27 protein-coding genes are annotated in these 26563 nt (G+C 71.8%); 14 read left to right on the top strand and 13 right to left on the bottom strand.

The genetic code is table 11. The annotated features are described in order from the left end of the window. Nucleotides 1-978, top strand: coding sequence for an aldose epimerase family protein (locus QHG49_RS24120; protein WP_301491250.1), 978 nt, complete (start codon nt 1-3; stop codon nt 976-978). A gap of 49 nt (nt 979-1027) precedes the next feature. Here the strand turns inward: QHG49_RS24120 and QHG49_RS24115 are convergent, their stop codons facing one another. The 3 genes from QHG49_RS24115 to QHG49_RS24105 all read right to left on the bottom strand — a co-directional run bounded on the left by QHG49_RS24115 (nt 1028) and on the right by QHG49_RS24105 (nt 3664). After that, nucleotides 1028-2101, bottom strand: a complete 1074-nt coding sequence (locus QHG49_RS24115) for a hypothetical protein (RefSeq protein ID WP_236576271.1) — start codon at nt 2099-2101, stop codon at nt 1028-1030. Between the two features lie 253 nt (nt 2102-2354). Beyond that, nucleotides 2355-3074 (bottom strand): cysteine hydrolase family protein, encoded by a 720-nt coding sequence (locus tag QHG49_RS24110; protein ID WP_159701077.1) that lies wholly within the window; start codon nt 3072-3074, stop codon nt 2355-2357. Further along, the gene (locus tag QHG49_RS24105) at nt 3074-3664 is read right to left on the bottom strand and encodes a cysteine hydrolase family protein (RefSeq protein ID WP_145485152.1); all 591 of its coding nucleotides are present in this window, start codon (nt 3662-3664) and stop codon (nt 3074-3076) included. The genes QHG49_RS24110 and QHG49_RS24105 overlap by 1 nt, the downstream gene beginning before the upstream one ends. Before the next feature lie 150 nt (nt 3665-3814). On the opposite strand from QHG49_RS24105, the gene QHG49_RS24100 reads away from it, so the two are divergent. Continuing rightward, nucleotides 3815-4807, top strand: a complete 993-nt coding sequence (locus tag QHG49_RS24100) for a GlxA family transcriptional regulator (RefSeq protein ID WP_159701080.1) — start codon at nt 3815-3817, stop codon at nt 4805-4807. A 102-nt stretch (nt 4808-4909) separates the two neighbouring features. Here QHG49_RS24100 and QHG49_RS24095 read toward each other — a convergent pair whose 3' ends face one another. Further along, the gene (locus tag QHG49_RS24095) at nt 4910-5707 is read right to left on the bottom strand and encodes an EI24 domain-containing protein (protein WP_301491249.1); all 798 of its coding nucleotides are present in this window, start codon (nt 5705-5707) and stop codon (nt 4910-4912) included. Nucleotides 5708-5717: 10 nt separating this feature from the next. Further along, entirely contained in the window at nt 5718-6152 is a 435-nt protein-coding gene (locus QHG49_RS24090; protein WP_145485155.1) for a MarR family winged helix-turn-helix transcriptional regulator, read from the bottom strand. Nucleotides 6153-6224: 72 nt separating this feature from the next. Here QHG49_RS24090 and QHG49_RS24085 point away from each other — a divergent pair, with 72 nt between their 5' ends. Then, nucleotides 6225-7250 carry an NADP-dependent oxidoreductase gene (locus tag QHG49_RS24085; protein WP_236576272.1) on the top strand — a complete coding sequence of 342 codons (1026 nt, stop codon included), beginning with the start codon at nt 6225-6227 and terminating at the stop codon, nt 7248-7250. A gap of 55 nt (nt 7251-7305) precedes the next feature. Here the strand turns inward: QHG49_RS24085 and QHG49_RS24080 are convergent, their stop codons facing one another. The 3 genes from QHG49_RS24080 to QHG49_RS24070 all read right to left on the bottom strand — a co-directional run bounded on the left by QHG49_RS24080 (nt 7306) and on the right by QHG49_RS24070 (nt 9780). Continuing rightward, a complete protein-coding gene (locus QHG49_RS24080; RefSeq protein WP_159701086.1) occupies nt 7306-8466 on the bottom strand; it encodes a serine hydrolase in 1161 nt (386 codons plus the stop codon). A 116-nt stretch (nt 8467-8582) separates the two neighbouring features. Then, on the bottom strand, nt 8583-9128 hold the full coding sequence (locus QHG49_RS24075; protein WP_301491247.1) for a hypothetical protein: 546 nt from the start codon (nt 9126-9128) through the stop codon (nt 8583-8585). Between the two features lie 169 nt (nt 9129-9297). Then, complete coding sequence (locus QHG49_RS24070) at nt 9298-9780, bottom strand: ATP-binding protein (RefSeq protein ID WP_301491245.1); 483 nt, start codon at nt 9778-9780, stop codon at nt 9298-9300. 116 nt (nt 9781-9896) lie between these two features. Here QHG49_RS24070 and QHG49_RS24065 point away from each other — a divergent pair, with 116 nt between their 5' ends. Beyond that, nucleotides 9897-10724, top strand: a complete 828-nt coding sequence (locus tag QHG49_RS24065; protein WP_161217354.1) for a helix-turn-helix transcriptional regulator — start codon at nt 9897-9899, stop codon at nt 10722-10724. Continuing rightward, the gene (locus tag QHG49_RS24060) at nt 10721-10954 is read left to right on the top strand and encodes a DUF397 domain-containing protein (protein ID WP_301491244.1); all 234 of its coding nucleotides are present in this window, start codon (nt 10721-10723) and stop codon (nt 10952-10954) included. Before QHG49_RS24065 ends, QHG49_RS24060 begins: the two co-directional genes overlap by 4 nt. A gap of 115 nt (nt 10955-11069) precedes the next feature. Here the strand turns inward: QHG49_RS24060 and QHG49_RS24055 are convergent, their stop codons facing one another. Together QHG49_RS24055 and QHG49_RS24050 are read right to left on the bottom strand one after the other, a co-directional pair. Next, the gene (locus QHG49_RS24055; RefSeq protein WP_301492904.1) at nt 11070-11423 is read right to left on the bottom strand and encodes a hypothetical protein; all 354 of its coding nucleotides are present in this window, start codon (nt 11421-11423) and stop codon (nt 11070-11072) included. 16 nt (nt 11424-11439) lie between these two features. After that, nucleotides 11440-12696, bottom strand: a complete 1257-nt coding sequence (locus tag QHG49_RS24050) for a helix-turn-helix transcriptional regulator (RefSeq protein ID WP_159701104.1) — start codon at nt 12694-12696, stop codon at nt 11440-11442. A 290-nt stretch (nt 12697-12986) separates the two neighbouring features. Here QHG49_RS24050 and tgmA point away from each other — a divergent pair, with 290 nt between their 5' ends. Genes tgmA through tgmC form a run of 3 tightly spaced genes read left to right on the top strand, consistent with a single transcriptional unit; the run spans nt 12987 to nt 15372 of the window. Next, nucleotides 12987-13247 (top strand): putative ATP-grasp-modified RiPP, encoded by a 261-nt coding sequence (gene tgmA / locus QHG49_RS24045; RefSeq protein ID WP_159701107.1) that lies wholly within the window; start codon nt 12987-12989, stop codon nt 13245-13247. A 5-nt stretch (nt 13248-13252) separates the two neighbouring features. After that, the gene (gene tgmB / locus QHG49_RS24040; protein ID WP_301491240.1) at nt 13253-14212 is read left to right on the top strand and encodes an ATP-grasp ribosomal peptide maturase; all 960 of its coding nucleotides are present in this window, start codon (nt 13253-13255) and stop codon (nt 14210-14212) included. Then, nucleotides 14209-15372 carry an ATP-grasp peptide maturase system methyltransferase gene (tgmC, locus tag QHG49_RS24035; protein ID WP_301491238.1) on the top strand — a complete coding sequence of 388 codons (1164 nt, stop codon included), beginning with the start codon at nt 14209-14211 and terminating at the stop codon, nt 15370-15372. The genes tgmB and tgmC overlap by 4 nt, the downstream gene beginning before the upstream one ends. A 230-nt stretch (nt 15373-15602) precedes the next feature. Here tgmC and QHG49_RS24030 read toward each other — a convergent pair whose 3' ends face one another. Next, nucleotides 15603-17120, bottom strand: a complete 1518-nt coding sequence (locus tag QHG49_RS24030) for a DHA2 family efflux MFS transporter permease subunit (protein WP_301491237.1) — start codon at nt 17118-17120, stop codon at nt 15603-15605. A 125-nt stretch (nt 17121-17245) separates the two neighbouring features. Between QHG49_RS24030 and QHG49_RS24025 the strand changes: the two genes are divergently transcribed. Beyond that, a complete protein-coding gene (locus QHG49_RS24025; RefSeq protein ID WP_145488376.1) occupies nt 17246-18295 on the top strand; it encodes an Lrp/AsnC family transcriptional regulator in 1050 nt (349 codons plus the stop codon). A gap of 30 nt (nt 18296-18325) precedes the next feature. Here the strand turns inward: QHG49_RS24025 and QHG49_RS24020 are convergent, their stop codons facing one another. Next, nucleotides 18326-18784: an Rrf2 family transcriptional regulator gene (locus QHG49_RS24020; protein WP_301491235.1), complete on the bottom strand. Its 459-nt coding sequence runs from the start codon at nt 18782-18784 to the stop codon at nt 18326-18328. A 75-nt stretch (nt 18785-18859) separates the two neighbouring features. Between QHG49_RS24020 and QHG49_RS24015 the strand changes: the two genes are divergently transcribed. From QHG49_RS24015 to QHG49_RS24000, 4 genes are all read left to right on the top strand, one after another. Further along, complete coding sequence (locus tag QHG49_RS24015) at nt 18860-21805, top strand: beta-galactosidase (RefSeq protein ID WP_145488373.1); 2946 nt, start codon at nt 18860-18862, stop codon at nt 21803-21805. A gap of 100 nt (nt 21806-21905) precedes the next feature. After that, the gene (locus QHG49_RS24010; protein ID WP_186337880.1) at nt 21906-22511 is read left to right on the top strand and encodes a toxin-antitoxin system, toxin component family protein; all 606 of its coding nucleotides are present in this window, start codon (nt 21906-21908) and stop codon (nt 22509-22511) included. Then, nucleotides 22508-23743, top strand: coding sequence for an MAB_1171c family putative transporter (locus tag QHG49_RS24005; RefSeq protein ID WP_301491231.1), 1236 nt, complete (start codon nt 22508-22510; stop codon nt 23741-23743). The genes QHG49_RS24010 and QHG49_RS24005 overlap by 4 nt, the downstream gene beginning before the upstream one ends. 102 nt (nt 23744-23845) lie before the next feature. After that, nucleotides 23846-24424 (top strand): hypothetical protein, encoded by a 579-nt coding sequence (locus tag QHG49_RS24000; protein ID WP_145488369.1) that lies wholly within the window; start codon nt 23846-23848, stop codon nt 24422-24424. Here QHG49_RS24000 and QHG49_RS23995 read toward each other — a convergent pair. Beyond that, entirely contained in the window at nt 24421-25302 is an 882-nt protein-coding gene (locus QHG49_RS23995; protein ID WP_301491230.1) for a RimK family alpha-L-glutamate ligase, read from the bottom strand. The genes QHG49_RS24000 and QHG49_RS23995 overlap by 4 nt on opposite strands. Nucleotides 25303-25436: 134 nt before the next feature. Here QHG49_RS23995 and QHG49_RS23990 point away from each other — a divergent pair, with 134 nt between their 5' ends. Beyond that, complete coding sequence (locus QHG49_RS23990) at nt 25437-26465, top strand: MerR family transcriptional regulator (RefSeq protein ID WP_301491229.1); 1029 nt, start codon at nt 25437-25439, stop codon at nt 26463-26465. Nucleotides 26466-26563: the final 98 nt, after the last annotated feature.

The following is a 26563-nucleotide window of genomic DNA, read 5'->3' as shown; positions in this document are numbered from 1 at the left end:
ATGAGCGAACTCTTCGGCACACTTCCCGACGGCACCGAGGTCCACCGCTGGACGCTTCAGCGGGGCGGGACGCGGGTGGAGGTTCTGACGTACGGCGGGATCGTGCGCTCGGTGGAGGTGCCGGACCGGGAGGGCCGGACGGCGGACGTGGTGCTCGGGTTCGCGGGTCTCGACGGCTATCTCGCGCACCCGGAGCCGTACCTGGGCGCGCTGGTCGGGCGGTACGCCAACCGGCTCGCGGGGGCGCGGTTCCCGCTGGACGACGCGGTGTACGCCCTGGAGCCGAACGAGGGGCCCCATCTGCTGCACGGAGGTGCGCGGGGGTTCGACAAGCGGGTGTGGGAGGCGACGGGCGTCGCGCACGGGGTGCGGCTGGCCCGGGTGAGTCCGCACGGCGAGGAGGGTTTCCCCGGCCGGCTGGACGTGGCGGTGACGTACACGCTGGACGCCGACGGCGCCCTGCGGATCGCGTACGAGGCGACGACGGACGCCCCGACGGTGGTCGCGCTCACCAGCCACGGCTACTTCAACCTCGCCGGTTCCGGGACGGGTTCGGCGGCCGGGCACGAACTGCGGCTCGCCGCCTCCCGGTTGACGCCGACCGGCGAGGACCTGATCCCCACGGGCGAGCTGCGCGAGGTGGCCGGCTCGCGCTTCGACTTCCGCGGCGCGCGCAAGGTGGGCACGGGCTACGACCACAACTTCGTGCTCGACAAGGGGGTCACGACCGCGCCCGAGGAGGTCGCCGAGCTGCACGACCCGTCGTCCGGCCGTACCCTCACCGTCTCCACGACCGAACCCGGTCTCCAGCTCTACACCGGCGACCACCTGCCCGCGCCCTTCGCCCCCTGCGACGGGATCGCCCTGGAGACCCAGCACTTCCCGGACTCCCCGAACCACCCGGACTTCCCGTCCACGGTGCTGCGCCCCGGCGAGGTGTACCGCTCGCAGACGGTGTACGGCTTCTCCGCGCGCTGACGGTGCCACGGGTGTCCCCCGGCCGGCGCGGGCCGGGGGACACCGGTGCTCACGCCGTGGCGGTCCGCCCGGTGATCGGGCAGGTTCCGGCCGCGGCGGCGCCGAAGGCGGCGGTGTGCGCGGGTGCCGTGCCGCCGATCTGCTGGAGGATCTCCTTCGAGAGCAGGTCCTCCTTGCCCTTGAGCGCGTCCGCGACGTCGAGGGCGGCGTTGAAGACCATCTCGGCGGCCACGTTGTCCTGGACGATGCGGGCCAGGTTCTCCAGGGCCACGCCGATCGGGTCGGCGGGGGTCTGTGCGGTCGGCAGGTCGATGAGGTGGGTGTTCACCTTGGCCTGGTTCATGGTGCGCCGGATGATGATGGACGCCTGGTTGAGTTCGGCGGTGGTCCAGATCGACAGCACCATGACGTACAGGTCGCTCCACGCCTGCTCGCCGATCCGCGCCCGCCAGCGCTTCATCAGCGCCTCGATCCCGGTGATCTGCGCGGTGGCCGCGGCGGTCATGTTGACGCGGATGGACGGGTACACGGTGGCGGCGAACCGGTTGAAGGCCACCATGTCGAAGGACTTGGCGCCGACGGCGGTGTCGATGAACTTGATGGCCTCGGTGAGGATCTTGTTGCTGGAGGCCGTCAGGTCGGCGGGGAGGTTGGCCGTCGGCAGCTTGGTGCGGGCCGTGCCGAGCGTGGCGCGGAAGGCGGTCAGCGGGGTGATCCAGCCGGTGTCGCCCGCGGGCTTGAAGGCGACCATGTCCAGGTCGTGCGGGTCGATGCGCTCGGAGTTGGCGATGTTCGGCACCTTGTCGCTGAGATAGGCGGCGATGACCGAGTAGACGCCGAGGGGTACGTGGGCGATGGACTTGGCCAGTTCGAAGTACTCCGGCACCGGGTCCACCGTCTCGACCTGCACCCCCTTGTCGATCAGGGTGAAGCGCCCGCCGACGGCGTTGTTCTGCACGACGACGACCGGGCTGAGGTGCTTGGTCAGTTCGGACTTGAGGGACGCGTAGTTGGCACGCATCCCGGCGTTGACATTGCGTATCGCGTCCCGTGCGGCCTTCTCGTCGGTCGCACCGGCCGCGCCGGTCGCGGCCGACGCGCCGGCGGCCGCCTGGGTCTCCATGAGGAGGGTGGCTGCGCCTACTGCGGAAACGGTCCCCAGAAATCCTCTGCGAGTGGTCATGCCCCGTCTTTCCGTGATGAGTGGTGGTGCTCCTGTGGGGTGGGGGGAAAGATGTGGGGGGAGTTCTCGGGGGGTGGTGCGCCGGCGAGAGGGGAGTCGCCGGGGCCATGGGCGTCGCCGCGGCCCCGGCTGCGGATGCCTCACCGGGTCGGACCGGACCGGGCCTCAGCGGCCCGGTGCAGGCCGGGTCGGCTCAGGTCAGGGACTTCTGCGTGGGTACGACGACCCCGTAGAGGTCCTGGACCGTGGCGAGGGCGGCCTCGTGGACCTGTCGCGCGGGGATGCCCTCGGGGTCGCCCTTCAGCGGCAGCGGCCGGGTGGCCGAGGCGTCGGCGACGACGGTCGGGTGGTAGCCGGCGAGGAACGCGCCCTGGGTGGTGAACAGGACGCACATGTTGGTCATGAAGCCGGCGACGATGACGTTCTTGCGCCCGGCCTGCTTCACCTTCTGGGCGAGGTCGGTGCCGTGGAAGCCGTCGGGGACGCTCTTCTCGACCACCGGCTCGCCCTTGGCGGGCTTGAGCTCCGGGACGATCTGCCCGGCCCTGGACTTGAGGTCGTAGCCCTTGTCCACGATGTGGATGACCGGTGTGCCCGCCGCGCGGGCCCGGTTCAGCAGGGCCTTGGCGTTGGCCAGGGCCGGCTTCCAGCCGTCGAGTTCCATCACACCGTCGGTGTAGGTGTTCTGGTAGTCGACCAGGATGAGCGTCGCGTCGGAGAGCGTGGCCGGGGTCTCACCGAGGCCGTTGAGCTTGCGCAGCGTCGTGGTGTCCTTGGCCACGTTCGCGTGGGCGGCGGGCGCGGCGGACTCCTTCTTGGGGGAGGCGGAGTCCGAGTCGGAGCCGCAGGCGGCGAGCGTGGCCGTCAGGAGGGCGGCGATGCCGAGCGCGGCGGTACGGCGGGTCGCGTTCATCAGCCGATGTCCTCCTGACCGGCTACGACGACCCCGTACAGGTCGGCGATGGTGGCCAGGGCGCTGAGGTGCACGCCGTGGGCGTCCACCTCCTTGCCCGCGACCGGCAGCGCGCGGGTGGCGCAGGCGTCGGCGACCACGGTGGGGCGGTTGCCGCGCAGGAAGGCGCCCTGGGCGGTGAAGGCGACGCACATGTGGGTCATGAAGCCGGCGACGACCAGGTCACCGCGGCCGGCCTCGTCCACCAGCCGGCCCAGGTCGGTGCCGTGGAAGGCGTCGGGGGCCTGCTTGACGACGACGGACTCGCCGTCGGCCGGGGCGACGCTCGGGTGGATCTGCCCGATCTCGGCGCGGATGTCGTAGGGGGTGCCCTCGCCGCCGTCGTTGACGACGTGGATGACCCGGGCGCCTTCCCGGCGGGCCCGCTCCAGCAGCCGGGCGGCCGCGTCCAGGGCGGGCTGCCAGCCGTCCAGCTCCATCACACCGGTGGTGTAGGTGTTCTGGTAGTCGATCAGGACCAGCGTGGAGTCGGCGAGCTTCGGGGGCGTCTCGTCGAAGCCGTTGAGCTGACGCAGAGTCGTTCTGGGCATGGCAAACCACCTGGGGGGGGATCGGGAGTTGGGAGGCGGCGCGCCGGTGCGGCGGCCTGTGCCTTGACGTTATGGCCCCGCCCCATACGTCGGCAATGACGTCTAGCATGCAGAAACCGACACCGTCGTATTCCGTTGCCCGGGGGGCCTGTGCACACCGTCGACCAGCTGATCGTGATCGTCCTCTTCGACCAGGTGGACCTGCTCGATGTCACGGGACCGCCGGAGGTCTTCCATCTCGCCCGCCGGGAGTCGGAGGAGGCCGCGGCGTACGACGTCGTGCTCGCGGCCGAGACCATGGACCCGGTGGTCACGGCCGCCGGGGTCCGGGTGCTGCCCGATGTCACCTTCGACGCGCTGGCGTCCCGGAGCATCGACACCGTGATCGTGCCGGGAGCCGTCGCGGCCGACGGCGGCGGCCGGCTGCGGCCGACGGTGGACCCGGTGGTCGTACGGCGCGTACGGCAGCTCGCCGCGCGCACCCGGAGGATGACCTCGGTGTGCGTCGGGGCGCACATCCTCGCCGCCGCCGGGCTCCTCGACGGCAAGCGGGCCACCACGCACTGGTCGACCGCGCAGCAGCTCGCCGCCGACCATCCGGACGTCGAGGTCGACGCCGACCCGATCTTCATCCGCCAGGGCGATGTGTGGACCGGCGCCGGTATCAGCGCCTGCCTGGACCTGTCGCTCGCGCTGATCGCCGACGACCTCGGCGAGGCCGTCGCGCTACGGGTCGCCCGGCAGCTGGTGATGTACCTGAAACGGCCCAGCGGGCAGAGCCAGTTCAGCGTGCCGCTGGAGCAGACGTCCACGACCCGGCGGATCGAGGACCTGCGCCACTACATCCTGCGCCATATCGCCGAGCCGCTGACCGTCACCCAGCTCGCCGAGCACGCCCACATCAGCGACCGGCAGCTGACCCGGATCTTCAAGAACGAGCTGGGCACGACCCCGCACGCCTACATCGAGTCGGTACGCGTCGAACGCGCCCGCCATCAGCTGGAGTCCACCGACGCCACCCTCGAACGCGTCGCCGCGGCCTGCGGGTTCGGCACCCTGGACACGCTCGTCCGGTCCTTCCGCCGCCGGCTCGACACCACCCCGACGGAATACCGCCGCCGCTTCCGGACGACACCCGCCTGAAGTCCCTTGTGCGGCGGGCCGGTTCGGGTCGTGCACCGCACGGTCTCGCTCGCGCTCGTGGCCCGTCGGTCCGCCGCGGGACGTGCGGACGTGCGGGTGGGGTCAGCGGTCCGGTGTCCGTTCCTGGGCGGCGGGCTCGGGTTCCGCCGGCCCGGACTCCTCCCCCAGCAGGTCCCGCGCCAGCAGGGTCGCGCCGGCCACCGCGCCCGGCATCAGGAAGACGGCGACGAAGGGGACCAGGAAGGCGAGGCCGAGCGGGGTGCCGTAGCCCCAGACCAGCAGGCGGCGGGAGCGCAGCAGGGTGAGGCGGGTGCGCAGGTCGAGGCCCCGGCGCTGCAAGGGGATGGAGGTCAGCTCCTCGGCGAGGAAGAAGCCCGTCACGAAGAAGCCCAGCACCGGGATCACCGTCTGGCCGACGAACGGCAGCAGGCCGAGCGCGAAGAGCAGGACGCCCCACAGCGTCGCCCGGATCAGGACGCGGACGCTGTCGCGGGCCGACAGCCACAGCTCCCGCCAGAAGGTGAGCCCGGATCGGGGGGCCGTACCGTCGGGCGACTCGCAGGCGTCGACCCGCTCGGAGAGGCTGTCGTAGAACGGCTGCCCGATCACCAGGGTCACGGCGGTGAACGTGAGCACCGCGAGGAGCAGTCCCAGGGCGAACAGCACGGCCGTCAGGAAGCCCCGGAACAGCGCGCCCCAGGGGCTCGACCAGCGGTCCGCGAAGGGCGTGGCCCACGTCACCGCGTCCTCGCCCCATATCGCCAGCGCGACCAGCGCGGCCACATAGAGGACCAGTGCTATCAGGCCGGGCAGCAGGGCGACGCCGTACTGCCGGCCGTGCCGGGCCACCCACCGCTGGCCCTCGACCAGGTACTTGAATCCCGCCCCCAGATCACGCATGGCGGAAACCTTACGTGCCGAGCATGCGCCGCAGCAGATCCCGCAGGGTCGCCCGCTCGTCCGCCGACAGCCCCGCCAGCGGCTCCCGCGCGAAGTGCAGCCCCTCCCGCAGGTCCCGGGCCACCCGCAGCCCCTCCTCCGTGGCCGCGGCCATCTTGATCCGGCGGTCGGCGGGGTCCGGGCGGCGCTCGGCCAGGCCCCGGGCCTCCAGGCGGTCCACGATCCCCGTCACGTTCGACGGCTCGCACTTCAGCTTCTGCGCGAGCTTGCGCATGGGCAGCGGCCCGAGGGACAGCAGGCTGAGGAGCTTGGCCTGCGCGCCGGTCAGCGCGTGCTCGGCCGCCGCCTCGTCGTAGTCCGCGTGGTAGCGCGCCACGACCTCGGCGATCAGTTCGACGACGTCCATGGTCAGCTGGTCCGGACGGCGGGGATGCGGTGGTGCCATGCCGTCCAGCCTACCCTGTTACTTGACAACCTGAAATATTCAGCCTAACCATTGTTTCAGGTGATGAAATAAATGAAAGGCACCGCCGCGATGACGACCGAGATCAACCGCGAATGGCACCTGCTCAGCCGCCCCGTCGGCTGGCCGAAGCCCGAGGACTTCGCGCTCGTGGAGACGCCCGTCCCGACCCCGGGCGAGGGCCAGATCCTGGTACGGAACACGTACCTCTCCGTGGACCCGTACATGCGGGGCCGGATGAGTGCCGCGAAGTCGTACGTAGACCCGTTCGAGCTGGGCAAGGTCATGCAGGGCGGCGCGGTCGGCGAGGTGATCGAGTCCCGCGCCGAGGGGATCGCCGCCGGCGACCATGTGCTGCACTTCCTCGGCTGGCGCGAGTACGCCGTGCTGGACGCGCGGCACGCCGTCAAGGTCGACCCGGAGGCGGCGCCCCTGTCGGCGTACCTCGGCGTGCTCGGCATGACCGGCCTGACCGCGTACGCGGGCCTGCTGCGCACCGCCTCCTTCAAGGAGGGCGACATCGTGTTCGTGTCCGGCGCCGCGGGGGCCGTCGGCAGCCAGGTGGGGCAGATCGCGAAGCTCAAGGGGGCCTCGCGGGTGATCGGCTCGGCCGGGTCGGACGAGAAGGTGCGGCTGCTGGTGGAGGAGTACGGCTTCGACGCGGCCTTCAACTACAAGAACGGCCCGGTGTCGAAGCAGCTGCGCGAGGCCGCGCCCGACGGGATCGACGTGTACTTCGACAACGTCGGCGGGGACCACCTGGAGGCGGCGATCGGCTCGCTGCGGGAGGGCGGCCGGATCGCCGTCTGCGGCATGATCTCGGTCTACAACGACACCGAGCCCGCGCCCGGCCCGCGCAACCTGGCGCGGCTGATCCAGACGCGGGGCCGGATCGAGGGCTTCCTCGTCAACGACCACCGCGATCTCCAGCCGCAGTTCGTGCGGGAGGTCGGGCCGTGGGTGGCCTCGGGGCGGCTGAAGCACCGCGAGACCGTGGTGGACGGCATCGAGAACACCGTGGAGGCGTTCCTGGGACTGCTGCGCGGTGACAACACGGGGAAGATGGTCGTCAAGCCGTAGCCCCCGGCGCGCCGGGCCGCTGGGTGGGGAGGCGTGTCCCCACCCGGTGGGGCCGTCACCCGGCGGCCGTCGCCGCCCGATGCACCGCCCGCACCAGCCGGTCGTTCTCCGGCGCCGCCCCGTGCGGGAAGGTGAACCGTCGCCGGGTGTACCCGTACGCCAGGGCGGCGTGCGGGTCGGCGAACGCCTGGGTGCCGTTGGCGCCGCTGTGGCCCACGGAACCGGCGCCCAGGAAGGGGTGCCAGAGGTCGGCGGTGGCCTGGAAGCCGAGGCCGAAGGAACGGTGGTCGCGGGTCACGAGGTCGTAGCCGGCGGAGTGGATCCGGCCGAACTCGGCGACGGTGTCCGCCTTCAGCAGCGGCGCCTTGCCGTCGACCTCCCCGATCATCGCCGCGTACATCCGCGCGAGCCCCCGCGCGGAGGCGATGCCGCCCGCCGAGGCGGGGCCCTTGGCGCGGATCAGCGGGTCCTCGTACAGCCGCTCCAGGTCGGTCGGTTCGGCGCCGTGCCGGTTGAAGGCGATCGCCTCCAGGGTGTGCGGGCCGCGCGGGGAGGCGTCGATGAGCGCCTGCTGCCCGGGGGCGGGGAGCAGCGGCTGGGCGGCGCGGAAGCGGGGGTCTGCGGTGGCGGGGAGGCCCAGGTAGAAGTCCAGCCCGTAGGGGGCGCGGACCCGGTCCTCGTACAGGTCCTGGATCGTACGGCCGGTCGCCCGGCGCACCACCTCGCCCGTCAACGCGCCGATGACCAGGGCGTGGTAGCCGAACGCGGCTCCCGGGCGCCAGAACGGGCGCTGGTCGGCGAGGTGTTCGGCGATCGCACGGTCGTCCGCCAGTTCGGCGCGGGTGAACCCGGCGTCGGTGCCGACGAGTCCGGCCCGGTGCGCGAGCAGGTCCCGCAGGGTCAGCTCGCCCTTGCCCTCGGCCCCGAACTCGGGCCAGTAGTACGTGACTTTGCGGTCCAGTTCCAGCGTGCCGTCCTGCACCAGCAGCGCCGTGACCAGGTGGGCCGCGCCCTTGGTGGCCGAGAACACGCCGTACAGCGCGTCACCGGTGCCGGTCTCCCCCGCCCACAGGTCCACCACGCATCGCCCGCGCACATAGGCGCACAACTGGCCCTCGTAGTCGTCCCGTTCGCCGGCGACTAACCCGGCGAATTCCTCGTGTACCGCCTCGAACCCCTCGGCGACCGTGCCGTGCACGGCGATGTCCTGCGTCATCCGTTCTCCTTCAGAACCTGTCCCTGTAACGACTCAACCGCCCTGAAGGCCCTTCGGTGTCATCGATGCCCCGAACGGCCGATGGCATGGGAGAGGCGCAATTCCGGCGGCCCTGATCAGGCGCACCACCACAGGAAGCGGTCGCAGGTGCGGGTCGGGGACGGAGCCGGGGGCGGTGCGGAGGTCGCGGGGGCGGTGGTGGGGGGGGCGGCGGTCGGCCGCGTCGTGGGCGGGGCGGTGGGGGCGGTGACGGGTGAGCCGGGGGCGGTGGTGGCGGGGGGTGGCGGCTTCGTCGTACCGGTGGCGGAGGGGGAGCCGGAGCCGGTGGCCCCCGCGGAGGGGGACCCGCTCGCGGAGGCCGTCGCCCCGGAGGTCGCCGAGACGTCGGTGCCCCGGGGCGGGGCGGTCGTACGGCCCGAGGGGCTGGAGCTGTCGCCGTCGTGGTCGCCGGTCGAGGTGTCCTTGACGGTGGCCGTGCCGCCGCCGGTGAAGGGCAGCGGCGCGTCCGTGCCGAGTCCGGCGAAGCCGAGGCCGCCGGCCGCGAGCAGGAAGCCGGCGGCGAGGAGGACGGTACGGCGACGCCGCCGCCGGTGCGCGGCGGCCCTACGCCCCCGCCGCTCCGCCCTTCCCCCTGCGGGCTCCCCTTCCGGGCGCCCTTCCACCGGACGTTGTTCGGGCTCCCCGCGTTCCGGCTCCACCGCCACCGGACCGGGTATTCGGTCGGCCGGTGTTCCGCACCCCGGGCAGACCAGGGCGCCGTTGAGGTGCCGTCGGCACGGGAGGCAGTAGTCCATGACGCCGGGAAGACCAGGGTCGACGCGCGTCACGTTCCTAGGCACCGCTGTGAATGTTCGATGCGGGATCGAAAGCATTCTCGAAAGGCGCCGGTACGGCGACGACGGCCCGCACGGTCTTGCCGGGCGGCGGCTCCCGGTCCACCACCTCCCACCGCCGCGCCACCGCGTCCACGAGCAGCAGCCCGCGCCCGGACTCGGCGAGCGGGGAGGGTGAGGTCACGTTTTCGGGGCCGGGCGGCTGACGCTCCGACCGGGTGTCGCTCACCTCGATCCGGATACCGTCCGCGTCCCGGGCGAGCCGCAGCTCGAAGTCCCGCCCCGGCACGCGGCCGTGGGTGACGGCGTTGGCGGCGAGTTCGGCGACGACCAGGGCGACGGCCTCGGTGGTCCGACTGTCATGGGCGAACCCCCAGGCATCCAACTGCGCCACGGCGAGCCGCCGCGCGAGGCGTGCGCCGCGGGGGGTGGAGCTGAGGCGTTGGACGAGTGTGGGGGTGATGACCGGGAGTGCTGTCATGCGCCCAATGTGGGGCGCGGGGAGGGGGGTTCACCAGGGGTGACGCGTGTACGCTGCGGGGGCGTACGCGGTCACGGACTGGACAGTACTCATGACGGGGCGTGACCATCGGTCGCATGGCTACGGGAAGCGGCGGTGAGCCGGAGTCGTCGGTAAGTCTGCGCACGTTCGGAGCGGTGCTTCAAGCGCTCCGCGAGTATCACGGGCTCACCCGAGAGGAACTTGGGGAACTCGTGGGGTACTCCAAGCACACGATCGCCTCGATCGAGTTGGGCAGGCGTATGCCCGACCCCGACTTCATCGAGGCGGCGGAGGCGGCGCTCGGCAACACGGGCGCCTTCCGACGAGCCGCCGAGCATCTTGAGCGCGAGCCTGGACTGGCTTCCTGGTTCCGCCGCTGGGCGATGCTGGAGCAAGTGGCCATCACGCTCTACACGTACGAGTCCAGGATGGTGCCGGGGCTCTTGCAGACGGAGCGGTATGCGCGGGTGTTGTTCACCGAGCAGCTTCCGCCGCTGAGCGACAGCCAGATCGAAGAGCAGTGGCTCGCCCGCGCCAAGCGCCAGCAGTTGCTGTGGGAGCGCCCGAACACGGCGTTCAACTTCATCCTGGAGGAGCATGTCTTCCATCGGGGCACGGGCGGGCCGGACGTCACCCGGGAAGTCATCGACCACATCCTGGAGGTCAGCGAGCTACGGAACGTCGAGATCCAGATCATGCCGACTGCCCGCGCATCGCACGCCGGTCTCGCCGGTCCCATGCAGTTGCTGGAGACCCCGAAGCACAAGTGGTTCGCCTACTGCGAAGGGCAGCGTGGCGGGATCCTCGTATCGGACGCCAAGGAGATCAGCATCCTTCACCAACGGTATGCCAGGATGCGTTCGCAGGCTCTCTCCCCGGAATACTCACGGAGCCTGTTGCAGCGGATGCGAGGGAACCCATGAACTGGTTCAAGAGCAGTTACAGCAGCAGCGGCGACGGCGACTGCGTCGAAGTCGCCCTGAACTGGCGCAAGTCCAGCTACAGCAGCGCGTCCGGCGACAACTGCATCGAAGTCGCCACCACCCCCGCCACCATCCACATCCGCGACTCCAAAGCCAAACAGGGCCCCCAACTCGCCCTCACCCCCACCACCTGGTCGGCGTTCGTCGCCTACGCCGGGGCGCGGAGTTAGTGCGTCGGCGCGGGCGAAAAGGTCGTCCGCCGGGAACGGGCAACGCAACGCTATGACCTGTGACAAGACGTCCCCGCCCGGATCGCCCCGGACGGGGACGTCGTCGTTCCTGAGATCAGACGGTCCCCTCGATGCGTTCGAAGATGTCCGCGTCCGTCTCCCGCTGCCAGACCGGCAGGTCGGACCAGTCGGCAACATACCCAGGCTTCGGGTCTTCGAAGTGCCTGAACATCTGAGCGGTCCAGCAGATCGCGACGAACCGGCCCTTCTGCTCGCGGGAGAGCCGGGCCGCATGCCCGCCACTGACCTTGATGAAGTCGCGCACCTGCCCGTACACGGCGGTGGCGGCTTCGCGCTCCCACGCGGGCGTCTCGTCCCACGGCGTGACATAGCCGGGCTTCGGATCGCCGGGATAGTGCTTGTTCACACCGTCGATCCACGCCTCGCGGAAGATCCGGCCGTCATTCATGCACGTGTCCCTCTCGTCATGCGGTGCGCGGAAGCGCCGCGATTCGGTGATCAAGAGTCGAGACTCGGTCATCGGACATGAGCGGGGCAAGACGCCCCCGAAGCCCGTCCAGCTTCTTGCCGATGAATCCCGAATTCGACCGGTCGGCCAGTCCGAGTGCTTGCTCCGCGTAGTGCACGACCTGGTCGACGTCCCGCCTGTGCGCCCCGAGCACGGCGAGGTCGCTCAGAACAGCGGCGCGGCGACGCAGGGACAGAGGCTGGGCAAGGGCCGCGGTGAGCGCTTCCTCGGCGAGATCAGGGCGGCCCAGCTGGAGGTAGCAGGCCCCTCTCTCCTCGGCCAGGCGGGAGCCGTCGAAGCGGAGCCAGCCCCCGTTGTGGGAGTGAGCGCCGTCGAGACCTTGCACCTTCCCCGCTTCATCCAGAGCCCTTCTGCACGCGTCGAGATCGCCCACGGCCGCGTACACCTGTGCCTGGACGGCCGCGATCCAGTGCCGGGTGGAAAGAGTGCCGTCGCCCCTCCGAGCAACGCGGAGCGCCGCCGCGAGCAGGGGTTGGGCAGCGTGCGCGCGGCGCGCGTACAGCTCGACGTACGCGTGGCGGGTCATGGCACAGGCCCACAAATCGTGGTCGCCACCGGCGTAGGCCGCGTTGGCGGCCAGCGTGTAGCACTGCGCGGCGTCGGTGTAACGGTTGGTGTCGAAGAACAGCTCACCGACGAGCTGGTAGAGGTCGGCCGTCATCCGACACAGTCGGGACCGATCCACAGCGGTACGGGTCTCGGTCAGTCCCTTCGCCATCACATCGAGTTGTGCGCGCACCGCGGGGAACACAACCTGCTTGGAGTCCGACAGCGCGTAGACCTGCCAGAGGCTGCGATGCAGGGCGTCCCCCGTCTCCAAGAGTGTCGACGCCGCCCGCCCTCGGGAGGTCTCACCGGAATCGGGAAGAGCGACCAGCGCACCCGTGACGGCGAGCAGACCCAGGACTTCGCGGCGCTTCATGTCGTCATCATCACCATGGAGGAGGGGGGGAGCGGCGGAGAGCCCGGCTGTCTCGGCCGGCTGTTCGTCGGAGAAAAGGGCTTCCAGCTCGGGGAGGGCCACTCCCAACAACTCTGCGATCTTGGGCCGTTGATGGGGACGCGGGGTGGCACGACCGCTTTCCCAACGGACCACGGTGGACGCGGCCACCAAGAGCGCTTCTGCGAATTCCTCCTGCGAGTAACCTCGGGCCGCGCGCCGTTCCGCCAAGTGCTTACGCCGCGACGTCATAGGTCTCTAGGTCTCCCCTCACGAGAACCCTTTCACGCACTCATGCTCGCCACCCGCCAACGCCTGGAAAACGCCCGGGTATTGCGCGAGGTTCGCTCTGGGGGAAGGTAACGGATCGTCGTTCACTGGTCACACGCCACTCGGAGGCCGAAGGCCCCCTCCGGACTCCCCCGCAGGACCCTGGCGCCAGTGGCCGGACGTACAACCCCAGTGGGGTGCGCCGAGCCGGGCTCCGTCACACACCGACGGAGACGGTTTCCCGCACCACACCCTTCACCCCAAGGAGTCTCATGACCACCTCTGTCGCACTTCCCTCCCCCACGAGGCCGTGGGGTGCGGGCCGACTCGCGCCCTACCCGACGGTCATCCGCCGACCCCACGCCACGGTCGCCATCGACCCCTCAACGCAGCTCGGGGTGTTCCGCGACCGCGTCGGGCAGGTGGTCGAGATGGGCAAGCACGGCACCAGCTCCGGTACCGAGACCTCCACGACGACGAACTCGGACTCGAAGAACGACCAAGGGCACGACCAGGACAGCAATCAGGACTGATGGCCATGACCGAGGAGAAGCCGGTTCTGGTGGCCACCGAGGCGGACGACATCACCGCCGACATGGTGATCACCGAACTCAACCGGCGCGATGTGCCGGTGGTCCGGTTCAACCTCGCCGACATCGGCGAGGACCTCACGGTCTCGGCTCGGTTCGGCACCTGCCCGACACCGGTGGTTGGGCAGGTGCGCACCCCGTCGAGAACCGCTGATGTGACCCAAGTCCGCTCGGTGTACTGGCGCCGCCCGGAATGGCCCACGTTTCCCCACCTGTCCCCTGACGACTCCCGGTTCGCGGCAGCGCAGGTCCGCTACGGACTCGGTGGCACCCTCTACGCCCTGAGCGGCCCGCTCTGGGTCAACCACCCCCTGCGCGTCGCCGCAGCCGACTACAAACCCGCGCAGCTCGTTCTCGCCCAGCAACTCGGCTTCACCATCCCGCCCACCCTTGTCACCAACGACCCGGACGAAGCGCGCGAGTTCGTCCGCGCTCAGGAGCAGTCGATCTTCAAGACACTGCGATGGACCCCCTACACGCGTGACCGCGTGCCGGTGACTGGCTGGGCGGACCCAGTCACCGCCGACGAGATCGACGACAGCGTCCGGTTCGCCCCCCATTTGTTCCAAGCCCGTGTAGACAAGGTCGCCGATGTCCGCGTGCTGCTCGTAGGCCGGCATACGTTCGCCGTACGCATCGACTCCGACCTCTTGGACTGGCGCAAGGACTACAGCGCGCTGACCTACACCGTGGAGCACCTTCCCGACCGTGTGGCCAAGGCGCTGCACGCCTACCTGGACCGACTGGATCTGGTATCGGGAAGCTTCGACCTCGCGGTCGACCGCGCGGGGGACTACTGGTGGCTGGAGCTGAATCCCAACGGACAGTGGGGGTGGCTGGAGACCGAGACCGGCCTTCCGATGTCCAGCGCCTTCGCCGACCTACTCGTACAAGGAGACCGCCGATGACCGACCCGGCATCCGAGCGGCGTCGCATGGTGACCGTGCTCATGGACGAAGGTGTCCTGAAATCCCCATGGCTGCGTGCGGCCGTCGAGGCCGTCTCCCGTGAGCGGTTCCTCCGCCCCGGAGTCTTCCTGGACGAGGGGCGGACCTGGCGGCCCGTCACCGCCGCCGACACGGACCCGGACGAGTGGGTGAAGACCGCGTACAGCGTCGACACCCTCACCACCCAGCTCGACGGCCACCTCACCGCCGACCAGGCCGACGGACCCGTCATAGGCGTGCCCACGTCCTCCTCGACCGACCCGGCCACCGTCGTCGGCATGATCGAGAACCTGGACCTCGCGACGGGCCACCGAGTCCTGGAGATCGGCACAGGCACCGGCTACTCCACGGCCCTGCTGTGCCACTACCTCGGCGAGGACAACGTCGCCACGGTCGAGGTCGACGCACAGGTGGCCGCGCGCGCCGATGCCGCTCTCGAAGCCGCCGGCTTCTCGACGTGGACGGTGACGGGCGACGGGCTGCTCGGCCACCCGTACCGGGCACCCTACGACCGGGTCATCGCCACCTGCGCGGTCCGCCGCATCCCGTACGCGTGGATCAGGCAGACGAGACCCGGAGGCGTCGTCCTCGGCACGGTCGGCTCGTGGCCGTGGGGAACCGGCCTCGCGAAACTGGCCGTCGGCGATGACGGCACCGCCGAGGGCTCGATCGTCGGGCGCTCCTCCTTCATGCAGGCGCGAGCCCAGGCAGTGGCCCCCGTGGCCGGCGATCTCTCCGCCCGGACCGCGTACGCGGACAGCGAGCGGCGCACTCGGGTGCCTCCTCTTGTCCTGGAGGAGTGGATGCCCGCCTTCCTTGCGCAGTTGGCGGCGCCGGGCGCTCAGTTCGTCCGCGCGACGGACGGTGACGGGTCGCCCTTGCGGTACCTGTTCGATCCGGAGAGGGAGTCGTTCGCCGAGTTCTTCCTCGACGGCGAGAACTGGGCCGTCCGCCAAGGCGGCCCGATGGCCCTGTGGGACGACGTGGAACGTTCCCTCGTCGCCTGGCGGGACGCCGGGGCTCCGGAGATCGACTCCGTACGGCTCCGCGTGACGCCCGCGTCCCACCGGTACTGGATCGACCAGGCCCCCTCCCTGCGCTGGGAGCACCGGATCGCCTGACCCACTGCGCTCCGGACACGGACGGCGAACCGCTCCTGTTTCCCCGCGCCGAACTGTCGCCACTCCTGAGGCGTCACCGGAGCTCGGCCCCCGGATCGGCAGGCATTCGAGGACCGCACAGGAGTGAGGCGACGCCCACGATTCCGCGAGAAAAGGCACCTGACCTGCGATATCGCAGGTCAGGTGCCTGGGGGCAGACGAGTCGGGCGGTACGCCGTGTACCGGCCCGGTCAGGCGTGGGCGGGGACCGGGGGTTGTTCCACCGCCGGGGCGACCCGCTGGGGGCGCATCAGGAGCAGGGCCAGGAGTCCGGCGGCCAGGCCCACCACCCCGGCGACGGTGAAGCCGGCCCGCAGGGCGTGGGCCGCGGCGCCGTGCAGGGCGTCGGCCAGCTCGGCGCGCCCCGCGGGCGGGGTCGCGGCCAGGACGTGGCCCGCGCCGCCCCCGGAGAGGGCCCGGCCGAGGGCGGCGCCGCCCCGGACGTGGTGGTCGGTGAGCCACGCGGCCGACGAGGACGCGAAGACGCTGCCGAGGACGGCGATGCCGATGGCGTGGCCCAGCTGGCGCGCGCTGTTGGTCGCGCCCGCGGCCATGCCCGCCCGCTGCCAGCCCACCGCCGCGGTCGCCGAGGAGCCCAGCGTGGGCAGCGTGGCGCCGACCCCGACGCCGATCACCGCGTAGCCGACGATCAGTGCCGTCCAGTCGGAGCCCGCGCCGATCAGCAGGCTCTCGGCCAGCGCGCCGGCGCCGATCAGCACCATGCCCACGCCTATCAGCAGCTGCGGGCGGACGCCGTGCAGGAAGCGGCCGACGACCAGCGAGGTGAAGAACGAGGCCACGGACAGCGGCAGTCCGGTCAGGCCCGCCTCCAGCGGCGTCAGGCCGAGCAGGGACTGCAGCCAGATCGACGTGTAGGCGAGCATCGCGAACGCCGCGACGTTCACCGTCAGCGACGCGATCATGATCCCGGTGAACGAGCGGCTGCGGAACAGGGACAGGTCGAGCATCGCGTGCGGCGAGCGGGCCTGGACGACCAGGAAGACGACGAAGGCGACGACGGCGAGGGCGAACAGGCCCAGGACCGCGCCGGAGGTCCAGCCGTGCTCCTGGGCGCGGATCACCCCGAGGACGAGGGCCGCGGCGGCCACGGTGAACAGCACGGTTCCCGTCCAGTCGGGGCGGCGCCCGGACGTGGGCCGGTCCGCGGACAGGGCCTTCACGGCCAGCAGGACCGCCACCACACTGATCGGGATGTTGACGTAGAAGATCCACCGCCAGTCGACGGCCTCGGTGAGCAGACCGCCGAGGACGGGGCCGACCGCGGCGGCGGCGCCGGAGACCGCGCCCCACACGCCGTACGCGGTGCCCCGGTCGCGCCCCTGGTAGGAGGCGTTCAGGAGCGGGAAGGCGGTCGCGAACATCGCCGCGCCCCCGAGCCCCTGCACGGCACGGGCCGCGATCAGCAGGCCCGGGTTCGGCGCCGCGCCGCACACCGCGGAGGCGAGCGCGAAGGCCACGAGGCCGCCCAGGTAGACGCGCCGGTGCCCGGTCAGGTCGGCGAGCGCTCCCACGCCGAGCAGCACCACGGCGAGGGCCAGGGCGTAGGCGTCGATCACCCATTGCAGCGAGGCGAACGTGCTGTGCAGGGCGAGGGACATGTCGGGGAGGGCGACATTCACGATGGTGACGTCGATCAGCAGCATGAACGAGCCGAGACAGACCGCCAGGAGGGGCAGCCACTTACGCATGGGAACACGCGTCCTTTCCATTGGTACGCCCCTCACCCTCGGCGACCGCCGGACCGTGCTCCAAACGGACCCCTCCGCCCGGTCCAAAACCTCCATACCTCACCCGTCCATGGGACGATCCACTCATGCCCGACGCCCTGGACCGACAGATCATCCGCGCCCTCCAGTGCTCGGCGCGCGCCCCTTTCGCCCGGATCGCCGAGGCCGTGGGCGCTTCGGAGCAGACCGTCGCCCGCCGCTACCAGGCGCTGGTGCGCAGCGGTGTGGTCCGCGTCCACGGCCGGGTCGTGCCCGCCTCGTACGGGCAGGTCGAGTGGGTCGCCCGGATCGCCTGCCGGCCCGACCGGGTGGGGGCGCTGGCCGAGGCCCTGGTCCGCCGCCCCGAGGTGTCGTTCGCACGGCTCGCCTCGGGCGGCTCGGAGATCATCTGCCTGCTGCGCTCCTCGGCGGGCGACTCCGGGGACACCGTTCTCCTGAAGGAACTCCCCCGCACCTCGGCCGTGCTGAACCTGCACATCGACATGATCCTGCACGACTTCGGCACCGGGCTGTCCGCCGAATGGAACGGCTACGGCGGCCGTCTGACGGCGGAGCAGCAGGCGCTGCTGACCGCCGGCACCGCGCCCCCGTCGGGGCCGTACCGGGAGATCACGGACGAGGACCGGCCGCTGCTCGCCGCGCTCGCCGAGGACGGCCGCGCCACCCATGCCCGGCTGGCCGCCGAGACGGGCTGGAGCAAGGGCCGGGTCCTGCGCCGCTTGGCGGCGCTGGAGGAGTCCGGCACCCTCGCCTACGACGTGGACCTGCTCTCCGAACCGCTCGGGCACCATCTCCACGCCACGCTCTGGCTCCGGGTCCCGCCGCACCGGCTGGAGGCGGTCGGCGAGGAGATCGCCCGGCACGACCAGATCGCCTTCGCCGGTGCCATCAGCGGACCGCACAACATCATGGCCATCGCCATCTGCCGTGACACCGACGACCTCTACCGCTTCCTGACCCGGCAGATCGCGTCGATCCCGGACATCGTCGGCTATGAGGTGAGCATCCGCGTCCGCGGCCTGAAGCAGGCCGGTTCCCTCATCACCGGGGGGCGTCTCACACCGGCCCCGGGGCCCTACGTCCGCCCGAGGGGCACGGGCCGCGGTGAGCGGCCCCGCGGCTCAAAGGGGACATGACCGGACGGGCTCCGTGCATCGGTCGGCGGTCTACGGGTTCTCCCACGCCGCCGGTTCCGCCGCCAGCGTCCGGACCGGGTCCGGCAGCGTGCCCGACGCCAGGTCCGCGACCGTCACACCCTCCAGGATGCGGCGGACGCCCGCGCGCAGGGCGATCCACAGCGGGAGCAGGGGTTCGGCGGTGCCGGTGTAGGTGAGGCCCGTCGGGCGTTCGCCGCGCACGGAGACGATCGGGCCGTCCACGCCCCGGACGACGTCGGCCACGGTGATCGCCGCGGCCTCGCGGGCAAGCCGGTAACCGCCGCCCCCGCCGCGCCGGCTGTCCACGATCCCGGCGCGCCGCAGATCGCCGAGGATCCCCTCCAGGAACTTGTGCGGGATCCCCTGCGCGGCCGCGATTTCCTCTGCCTTCACCGGGCCGTTACCCTGCCGTACGGCCAGCTCCAGTACCGCCCGTACCGCGTAATCCGCCCGTGCCGAGATCCTCATGGATCCATTGTGGGACGTCCTCGCGTGGAGAATGGCCGGAACCCGCGCCCCGTAAGATCGCCGGGAGGATCCACCTTGGCGCTCAGCAGACGTACCTTCAGTGCCCTGTCCGGCTCGGCCGCGCTCGGCCTCGCCCTGGGCGGCAGCGGCGGGACCGGGGCGCCCTCGGCGTACGCGGCCCGCAGCGTGCCGACCGGCCCGACGCCCGCCCCGCCGCGCGCGGACGGCGAGCACCACACCATCGGGTACGACCGCTACTCCCTGCTGGTGGACGGCAGACGGCTGGTCGTGTGGTCGGGCGAACTGCACCCCTTCCGGCTGCCGAGCCCCGCCCTGTGGCGGGACGTGCTCCAGAAGATGCGCGCGCACGGCTACAACGCGGTGAGCGTCTACGTCGCCTGGAACTACCACTCCCCCGCCCCGGGCACGTACGACTTCTCCGGCGTCCGCGACCTGGACCTGTTCCTGCGCACGGCCGCCGAGACCGGGCTCTACGTCATCCTGCGCCCGGGCCCGTACATCAACGCCGAGGTGGACGGCGGCGGTTTCCCCGGCTGGCTGACCGCGACGAAGGGCCGGGCCCGCTCCGCCGACCCGACGTACCTCGGCCACGTGGACGAGTGGCTGACACACGTGAACCGGATCGCCCGCGAGCACCTGTTCACGCAGGGCAGGGGCACCGTGCTGCTCTACCAGATCGAGAACGAGTACGACGCGCGCGTGGACTCGGCGGACAGCCGCGCCTACATGTCCCACCTGTACAAGAAGGTCCGCGCCGACGGCATCGACGTCCCCCTCTTCCACAACGACAAGGGACGCAACGGGTACTGGACCCCCGGCTCCTTCGACACCGGTGGTGAGCGCGGCGGTTGGCTGTACGGCTTCGACGGCTACCCCTCGCCGTCCCAGACCCCGCCGGACTGGGGGACGTTCGGGCCCGGCGGGGCGAAGGGCGGCGCCAGTGCCTCGCCGACCACGCCCGGGTTCGTGCCCGAGTTCGGCGGCGGCTGGTTCGACCCGTGGGGCGGTTCCTTCTACGACGGCAAGGGCTACGCCGAGGCCCGCCGCACCCGGGACTCCGCCTACGAGCGCCGCTTCTACCTGACCAACCTCGCCAACGGCATCACGCTGCACAACGTCTACATGACCTTCGGCGGCACCTCCTGGGGCTGGCTGCCCGCGCCGGTCGTCTACACGTCGTACGACTACGGCGCCGCGATCGACGAGGCCCGCAACGTCACCGCGAAGATCGCCCCGATGCACCAGCTCGGGCATCTGCTGCAACGCGTCCCGGACTTCGCCAAGCTGGACCGCGCGGCGGATGTGCACGCCGAGGGGCTGAAGGTCTACCACCTGACCAACCCGGACACCGGCGCCCATGTGTACATCGCGCGCAACGACGCGGCCGAGCCGGTGGCCGCCGATCTGCCCACCGCCGAGGGGCGCGTGCGGATCACCGTGCCGGGCAAGGACGCCAAGCTGCTGGCCACCGGCCTGTCGCTGGGCAGGCGGAAGCTGAAGTACGCGACCGTGCAGCCGACCATGTGCCTGACCGCCGGGCGGCAGGACGTCGCCGTGTTCACCGGCCGCAAGGGCGAGATGGCCGAGCTGGTGCTGGCCTGCGACACCGACCCGGACGTCATGCGGCTCGACCCGGAGGCCGCCTGGGGCGTGGACGACTCGGGCCTGCATGTGAACGCCCCCCTCGGGCAGAGCGGCCTGATCCGCGTGCTGGTGGAGAAGGGCGACGCCGACACCCCGCTGCTGCTCCTCTTCGCGGACGACGCCACCTCCGTACGGCTGTTCCCCTACGACACCCCGTCCGGGTCCCTGCTGGTCTACGGCCCCCAGCTGCTGCGCCACGTCGAACTGCGCGGCTCCGAGGTCCACTTGACCGGTGACATCACCGACCCGACGAGCGTGGAGGTGTGGGGGCCGCGCGGCATCTCCGGCCTGGTGTGGAACGGGCGCAGGCTCGCCACCCGGGTGACGATGTCCGGCAGCCTGATGACCACCGCGATGCTGCCCGCCGTGCCGGACGTCCGGCTGCCCGCACTCGGCAAGTGGCGGATGCGCCGCGAGAACCCCGAAGTGGGGCCGGGCTACGACGACTCGAAGTGGAAGAGGGCGGACAAGAAGACCTCGTACAGCACTTCGGCCGTCCCGGACGGGCAGCCGGTGCTGTTCGCCGACGACTACGGGTTCCACTACGGGGACGTCTGGTACCGGGGCGTCTTCGACGACTCCAGCGGCATCTCCGAGGTCGCGCTCGGCTACAGCACCGGCACCCAGGGCCTGTTGATGGCGTGGCTGGACGGCGAGCCGCTGGGCACGCACCGGATGCCGGTGCCGGACGCCGCCACGATCCGCAAGGGGACCTGGTCGGACACGGCCGCCTTCCCGGTGCGCGACGCGCTGCGCTCCCCCGGCCGGCATGTGCTGTCCGTCCTCGTCCGGCGGATGCAGCACGACCAGGACGGCAAGTCGGACGACACCCACAAGGCGGCGCGGGGTCTCACGGCGGCGGTCTTCAAGGGAGCGTCGCCGAAGGTGAGCTGGCGCATCCAGGGCGAGGGCCGCCCCGACCCGGTGCGCGGGCCGCTGAACAACGGCGGGCTGCACGGGGAGCGTTCGGGCTGGCACCTGCCGGGGTTCCAGGACGGCGACTGGGAGTCCGTGGCCCTCCCGCGCGCCGAGCGGTACCAGGGGGTGACCTGGTACCGGACGGCCTTCCGGCTGGCCGTGCCCGGCGATGTGGACGCCTCGATCGGGCTGACGCTCCAGGACGACCCGTACCGGGCCTACCGGGCGCAGATCTTCCTCAACGGCTGGAACATGGGGCAGTACATCAACAACGTGGGCCCGCAGCACACGTTCGCGCTGCCCAACGGGGTGCTGCGGACACGCGGCGAGAACACGCTCGCGCTGGCCGTGCTGTCCGAGTTCACCACGCTGTCGGGTCCGGGCGAGGTCCGGCTGACACTGCTGGGGAAGGCCGCCGGAGGGTTGGTTGTGTCTTGAACCACGCCCCTGAGATCGCGTGACGAGGGCATATCCCGGCGCGTACGCTCGTAGGGCTGCGGCGGCGAGAGGCGGCGAAGGACGCCAAGAAGGGGAACGGATGGGCATCGCGGGCGCGCGACAGCGGGCGGCGCAACTGACCGCACGACTGCGACGCCCCGGCGGCTCCGGCACGGCCATGCGTTCCCTCGCCGGGGAACTGGCCGCGGCGGTCCGCGCCCGGCCCGAAGCACCGCAGGACGTACGGGGGTTGTGCCGGGCGCTGTGCGAGGAGATGAGCGCGCTGCGCGGCGGACGGCCGCTGGAGCTGCGCTTCGAGCGCTTCCCGGACGAGATCGAAGTGACCGGGCTGTGGGTGGAGTTCGCCGACTTCGACCTGGTCATCGTGGAGGACCGGGCCGAGGACGTGCAGCAACTGGTCATTCTCGGCCATGAGCTGTGGCATCTGCACGCCGGGCACCGGCACCACCACCTCGCCGGTGACGCGGCGGCCCGCGCCTTCGCGGACGCGCCCGGCTGGCCGGACACGGCGCTCACGGTGGCCGCGCGCAACGGGTCCCGGGAGACGGACGAGGCCGAGGCGGACGACTTCGGCCACCGGCTCGCCACCCTGTTCCGGGCCCGGCTCAGCGGGTCCGGGGACACCCCGCAGGACCCCTTGCAGCGTGCCCTCGGCTATCGCGGGCGGGGCGGAGCGGCGCGGTGAGCACGCTGGCACTGGACCCTTCGGTGCTGCTCGGCCGCTTGTACATCTCCTTCTGGATCCCGGCGGCGCTGCTGACCGTCGCGCTGCTGCTGAAGCTGCCCACGATCATCCGGCTGTGGCGGGACCCACTGCTGCGCGCGGTCGGCGGGGTGCTCCTGTTCGCCTGCACGGTGTTCGTGTTCTGCGTGCCGTCGATGATCCACCGGATGAACGTGCTCACCGGGGTGCCCAACTTCGCGGCGCCCTGGTGCTATTCGCTGATCACCGCGAACTCCGGGGCGGGGCTGCTGTTCATCGTCACCTGGCGCAACGGCCGCGCCGGGCGGGCCGGGCGGCCGGCGCGCACCCGGCGGGCGACCTGGTGGATCGTGTCGGGGTACACCCTGGTGGTGGTCGCGCTGTGGGTGCTGTTCCTGCTGGCCGACGTGCCGGTGGAGCGGGTGCGGGACCTGGACACGTACTACGCCCGTACGCCGTTCATGCGCGAGGAGATCCTGCTCTATCTGCTGGCCCACACCCTCGCCTGCGCGCTGAGTTCCCGGGTGATCTGGGACTGGGTACGGGACCGGGGGCTGGACGCGTGGCTGCGGTGGGGGCTGCGGCTGCTGGGCGGGGGGTACGCGCTGAGCCTGCTGTACGACGCGGCCAAGGTGACGGCGGTGGTCGCGCGGTGGGCGGGCCGGGACCCGGACTGGCTCAGCACGAACCTGGCACCGCCGGTGGCCTCGCTGTCCGCGATCCTGCTGGCGACCGGCTTCATCCTCCCGCACGCCGGGCAGGCCCTGCACGACCGGTGCCGGGTCCGGCTGGCGTACCACCGGCTGGGGCCGCTGTACCGGGTGCTGCGGGCGGCGGCGGGGGCGGGGGCGGGGCCGCGGTTCTCGCTGCGGGCCACGGGGGAGCTTCGGCTGATCCGCCGGGAGACGTACATCCGCGACGCCCTGCTGCCGCTCGCCCGTCACATGGACACGGACCTCACGGAGCGGGCGTACGCGGCGGCGATCGCGGCGGGCCGTCCGGAGGCGCGGGCCCGTGCGGAATCGGCGGCGGTGGGCATCCTGGACGCGATCGAGAACGGCGGGCGGGCGGTGCGGGGGGACGCCGACCCCACGGTGCTCCTCCGGGACATCGCGGCCATCTCCTCCGCCCTGCGGCACCCGAAGGACTTGGCGGCGGTCCGTGCGGTGTCAGCGACGACCCCGGCTCCGCCGAGCGTCACGGTCCCGGAGTAACGGGGGCCCGCAGGGGGTGGTTCCGCCCGTCGTCCGGCTCCGACCGCGTCATGGCTCGTCACGCAGTTCCCCGCGCCCCTCACGGGGCACTCACCGGGCACCATGGATACCGTGACTCTCGATTTTCAGCTGGTGCTGCTGCGCCGCATGGCCGATCACAATCCGGAACTCGTGGCCGAGGCCCGCAGGACGCTGGGCGTGTCGATCGGGGAGATGCGGGAGGCCAACAAGCGCTGGCAGGCGATGGTCCGCTCGCCGAGGGCACGCGGCGCCGCCGCGCGGTACCGGTCGGTCCTCGGGGAACCCGAGAGCGTCGTACCCCGCGAGCTCGGCGACGCCGAGTGCGAGGCCCGCCGCTGGGCACTCCCCCTCTGGCCCGACCTGCGGTTCGAGGTGCTGGTGGGCCCCGACGGCGCCGTATGGAACGAATGGCTCGTACGAGCACCCGGCGCCGCACCCCCCGCCCCGCGCACCCTGGAGGACCTCGCCCCCTGGTCCCGCACCGTGGACGAAGTCGCCCGCGCCTTCCCCCCGGCCCGCCCCCTGGAGGGCACCGCCCCCACCCGCTGGGGCCTCGCCTTCACCGCGCCCGACCGGGAGGGCGTACCCCACGACATGGTCGCCGAGTTCACCTGGGGCCTGCTCCAGCGCACCGGAGCCGTCCGCCCTCGGGGGTCCTAGACCGTCGCCTCGGCGAGGATCGCGGCCACCGTCCGGGGCAGGGAGTCCGGGTGCAGGAAGAGGAAGAGGTTCGGTTCGACCAGTTCGAGTTCCATCAGACGGGGTGCGCCGTCCGGGCCGTCGGCGAGGTCCACGCGGGCGTAGAGGAGGGGCGCGGTGGAGCCGGGGACGGCCGCCAACGCCTTTTCCGCCACGGTGAGTTCGGCGTCCGTCGGCTGCCAGGGGGTGAGGTCGGGGTGGGCGACCTTGTCGGCGTCGTACGGGGTGCCCGGGGAAAGGACGGCGCCCTTGCGGCTCGCGTGCAGCAGGCGTCCGCCGAAGAACTGGAGGGCGCGTTCGCCGGTGACGTCGATGGCCTTGAGGTAGGGCTGCACCATCGCGGTGAAGCCCTCGGCGTGCATCCGCGCGAGGTGTCGTACGGCCGTCTCGTGCTCGGCGGGCGGGTAGCGGGCGGCGAAGCGGGCGCCCGCGCCGGAGGTCGGCTTGATGACGTACTCGTGGTCCGTGGGCAGAGCCGGGGCACCGTCCTCACCTGGGGCGACATAGCTCGTGGGGACGGTGGGGACACCGGCCGCGGCCAGTTCGCCCAGATAGCGCTTGTCGAGGTTCCAGCGGATGACCTCGACGGGGTTGGCGATCCGGGTCACCCGGGCCACCCGCTCCAGCCAGGCCGTGAACTCCGCCGCGCGCCAGCTGTAGTCCCAGGTGGAGCGGACGACGACCAGGTCGTACGCCGACCAGTCGATGTCGGGGTCGTCCCAGTAGGGGGCGTCCGCCCGCGCACCGGCCTCGTCCAGCGCCCGCACCAGCACCGGCAGGTCCGCGTCCCTGCTCGGGGCGGTGCCGGGGTCGTAGGTGGCGAGGGCTATGCGGGGCACGGCGGGACTCCCTGTCGTACGGCGTTCGAACACTCGCGAGGCTAACAAGCGGCCCGGAACCGGTACAGGGGGTTTGACCTTCCCCTTCGGTGAAGCCCCAGCATCGGTGGTGGACGACGAGGAACGGGGACGCGATGGAACTGCTGACGATCGGGGCGTTCGCGAGGGTGAGCCGGCTGTCGCCGAAGGCGCTTCGGCTGTACGACGAGCTGGCGCTGCTGCGGCCCGCCCGGGTCGACCCCGAGACCGGCTACCGGTACTACGCCACCGGGCAGTTGGGGCGGGCACGGCTCGTGGCCTGGCTGCGACGGCTCGGGATGCCGCTCGCCGGGATACGCGCCGTGTGCGCGCTGGAACCGGCCGAGGCCGCCCGGGAGATCGGCGCGTACTGGGCGCGGGTCGAGGCGCGGACGGCGATGCGGCGGGATCTCGCGGCGTTCCTCGTCGACCAGCTGACCGGCACGACCGACGCATCGGGAAGGGAACCCATGACGACGCTGGAGCTGAGGCACGCCGCGCGCACCGACCGCGGGCTCGTCCGCCCCGCCAACCAGGACACCCACTACGCGGGCCGCAGGCTGCTCGCCGTCGCCGACGGGTTCGGGCCCGCGGGGCTCGCGGCGAGCGGGGCGGCGGTGGCGGCGCTGCGGCACCTGGACGAGGCGGCGCTGCCCGTGGACGGGGAGCTGGGAGAGCTGGGCGTGCTCGGGGCGCTGGAGGACGCGGTACGGTCCGCGGGGCTGGCGGTGGCGGACCTCGCGGGCGGTACGGACGAGGCCGGCACCACGCTCACGGCGCTGCTGTGGACCGGGTCCCGGCTGGCGCTCGCGCACATCGGGGATTCGCGGGCGTATCTGCTGCGGGGCGGGGAGCTGTACCGGATCACGCAGGACCACCGGGTCTCGCCCCGGGATCTGCTGCTGTACAGGGCGCTGACCGGCGGCACGGATCCCGTGCCGGACCTGCGCCTCCAGGAGCCGCTGCCGGGCGACCGGTATCTGCTGTGCTCCGACGGCCTCACGGAGGCGGTCCCGGACGCGCGGATCAGGGAGCTGCTGGCGTCGGCGGCGGGCCCGGAGGAGCTGGTGTCGGCGGCGCTGGCGGCGGGCGCGCCGGACAACGTGACGTGCGTCGTCGCGGACGTGGCCGTCGCGACGGGGTGAGAGGGGGTCGTCCTCCGCATCGGCACCCGGCGCTGCCCCGGCCCTTCTCCCGCCCACCGGCCCACCGGCCCACCCGCCCGGCTCGCTCGGATGTGAGG

It is taken from the genome of Streptomyces sp. WP-1 (assembly GCF_030450125.1).
GTDB classification, from domain to species: Bacteria; Actinomycetota; Actinomycetes; order Streptomycetales; family Streptomycetaceae; genus Streptomyces; species Streptomyces incarnatus.
The sequence above is the reverse complement of the archived record's forward strand: the minus strand, read 5'-3'. Positions and strand labels throughout refer to the sequence as shown.

Excerpts from the sequence above, each read along its gene's own strand:
- QHG49_RS24120 (WP_301491250.1), top strand. The coding sequence starts at position 1 with ATGAGCGAACTCTTCGGCACACTTCCCGACGGCACCGAGGTCCACCGC.
- QHG49_RS24115 (WP_236576271.1), bottom strand. The coding sequence starts at position 2,101 with ATGGAGACCCAGGCGGCCGCCGGCGCGTCGGCCGCGACCGGCGCGGCC.
- QHG49_RS24110 (WP_159701077.1), bottom strand. The coding sequence starts at position 3,074 with ATGAACGCGACCCGCCGTACCGCCGCGCTCGGCATCGCCGCCCTCCTG.
- QHG49_RS24105 (WP_145485152.1), bottom strand. The coding sequence starts at position 3,664 with ATGCCCAGAACGACTCTGCGTCAGCTCAACGGCTTCGACGAGACGCCC.
- QHG49_RS24095 (WP_301491249.1), bottom strand. The coding sequence starts at position 5,707 with ATGCGTGATCTGGGGGCGGGATTCAAGTACCTGGTCGAGGGCCAGCGG.
- QHG49_RS24090 (WP_145485155.1), bottom strand. The coding sequence starts at position 6,152 with ATGGCACCACCGCATCCCCGCCGTCCGGACCAGCTGACCATGGACGTC.
- QHG49_RS24085 (WP_236576272.1), top strand. The coding sequence starts at position 6,225 with ATGAAAGGCACCGCCGCGATGACGACCGAGATCAACCGCGAATGGCAC.
- QHG49_RS24080 (WP_159701086.1), bottom strand. The coding sequence starts at position 8,466 with ATGACGCAGGACATCGCCGTGCACGGCACGGTCGCCGAGGGGTTCGAG.
- QHG49_RS24070 (WP_301491245.1), bottom strand. The coding sequence starts at position 9,780 with ATGACAGCACTCCCGGTCATCACCCCCACACTCGTCCAACGCCTCAGC.
- QHG49_RS24065 (WP_161217354.1), top strand. The coding sequence starts at position 9,897 with ATGGCTACGGGAAGCGGCGGTGAGCCGGAGTCGTCGGTAAGTCTGCGC.
- QHG49_RS24060 (WP_301491244.1), top strand. The coding sequence starts at position 10,721 with ATGAACTGGTTCAAGAGCAGTTACAGCAGCAGCGGCGACGGCGACTGC.
- QHG49_RS24055 (WP_301492904.1), bottom strand. The coding sequence starts at position 11,423 with ATGAATGACGGCCGGATCTTCCGCGAGGCGTGGATCGACGGTGTGAAC.
- QHG49_RS24050 (WP_159701104.1), bottom strand. The coding sequence starts at position 12,696 with ATGACGTCGCGGCGTAAGCACTTGGCGGAACGGCGCGCGGCCCGAGGT.
- tgmA (WP_159701107.1), top strand. The coding sequence starts at position 12,987 with ATGACCACCTCTGTCGCACTTCCCTCCCCCACGAGGCCGTGGGGTGCG.
- tgmB (WP_301491240.1), top strand. The coding sequence starts at position 13,253 with ATGACCGAGGAGAAGCCGGTTCTGGTGGCCACCGAGGCGGACGACATC.
- tgmC (WP_301491238.1), top strand. The coding sequence starts at position 14,209 with ATGACCGACCCGGCATCCGAGCGGCGTCGCATGGTGACCGTGCTCATG.
- QHG49_RS24030 (WP_301491237.1), bottom strand. The coding sequence starts at position 17,120 with ATGCGTAAGTGGCTGCCCCTCCTGGCGGTCTGTCTCGGCTCGTTCATG.
- QHG49_RS24025 (WP_145488376.1), top strand. The coding sequence starts at position 17,246 with ATGCCCGACGCCCTGGACCGACAGATCATCCGCGCCCTCCAGTGCTCG.
- QHG49_RS24020 (WP_301491235.1), bottom strand. The coding sequence starts at position 18,784 with ATGAGGATCTCGGCACGGGCGGATTACGCGGTACGGGCGGTACTGGAG.
- QHG49_RS24010 (WP_186337880.1), top strand. The coding sequence starts at position 21,906 with ATGGGCATCGCGGGCGCGCGACAGCGGGCGGCGCAACTGACCGCACGA.
- QHG49_RS24000 (WP_145488369.1), top strand. The coding sequence starts at position 23,846 with ATGGATACCGTGACTCTCGATTTTCAGCTGGTGCTGCTGCGCCGCATG.
- QHG49_RS23990 (WP_301491229.1), top strand. The coding sequence starts at position 25,437 with ATGGAACTGCTGACGATCGGGGCGTTCGCGAGGGTGAGCCGGCTGTCG.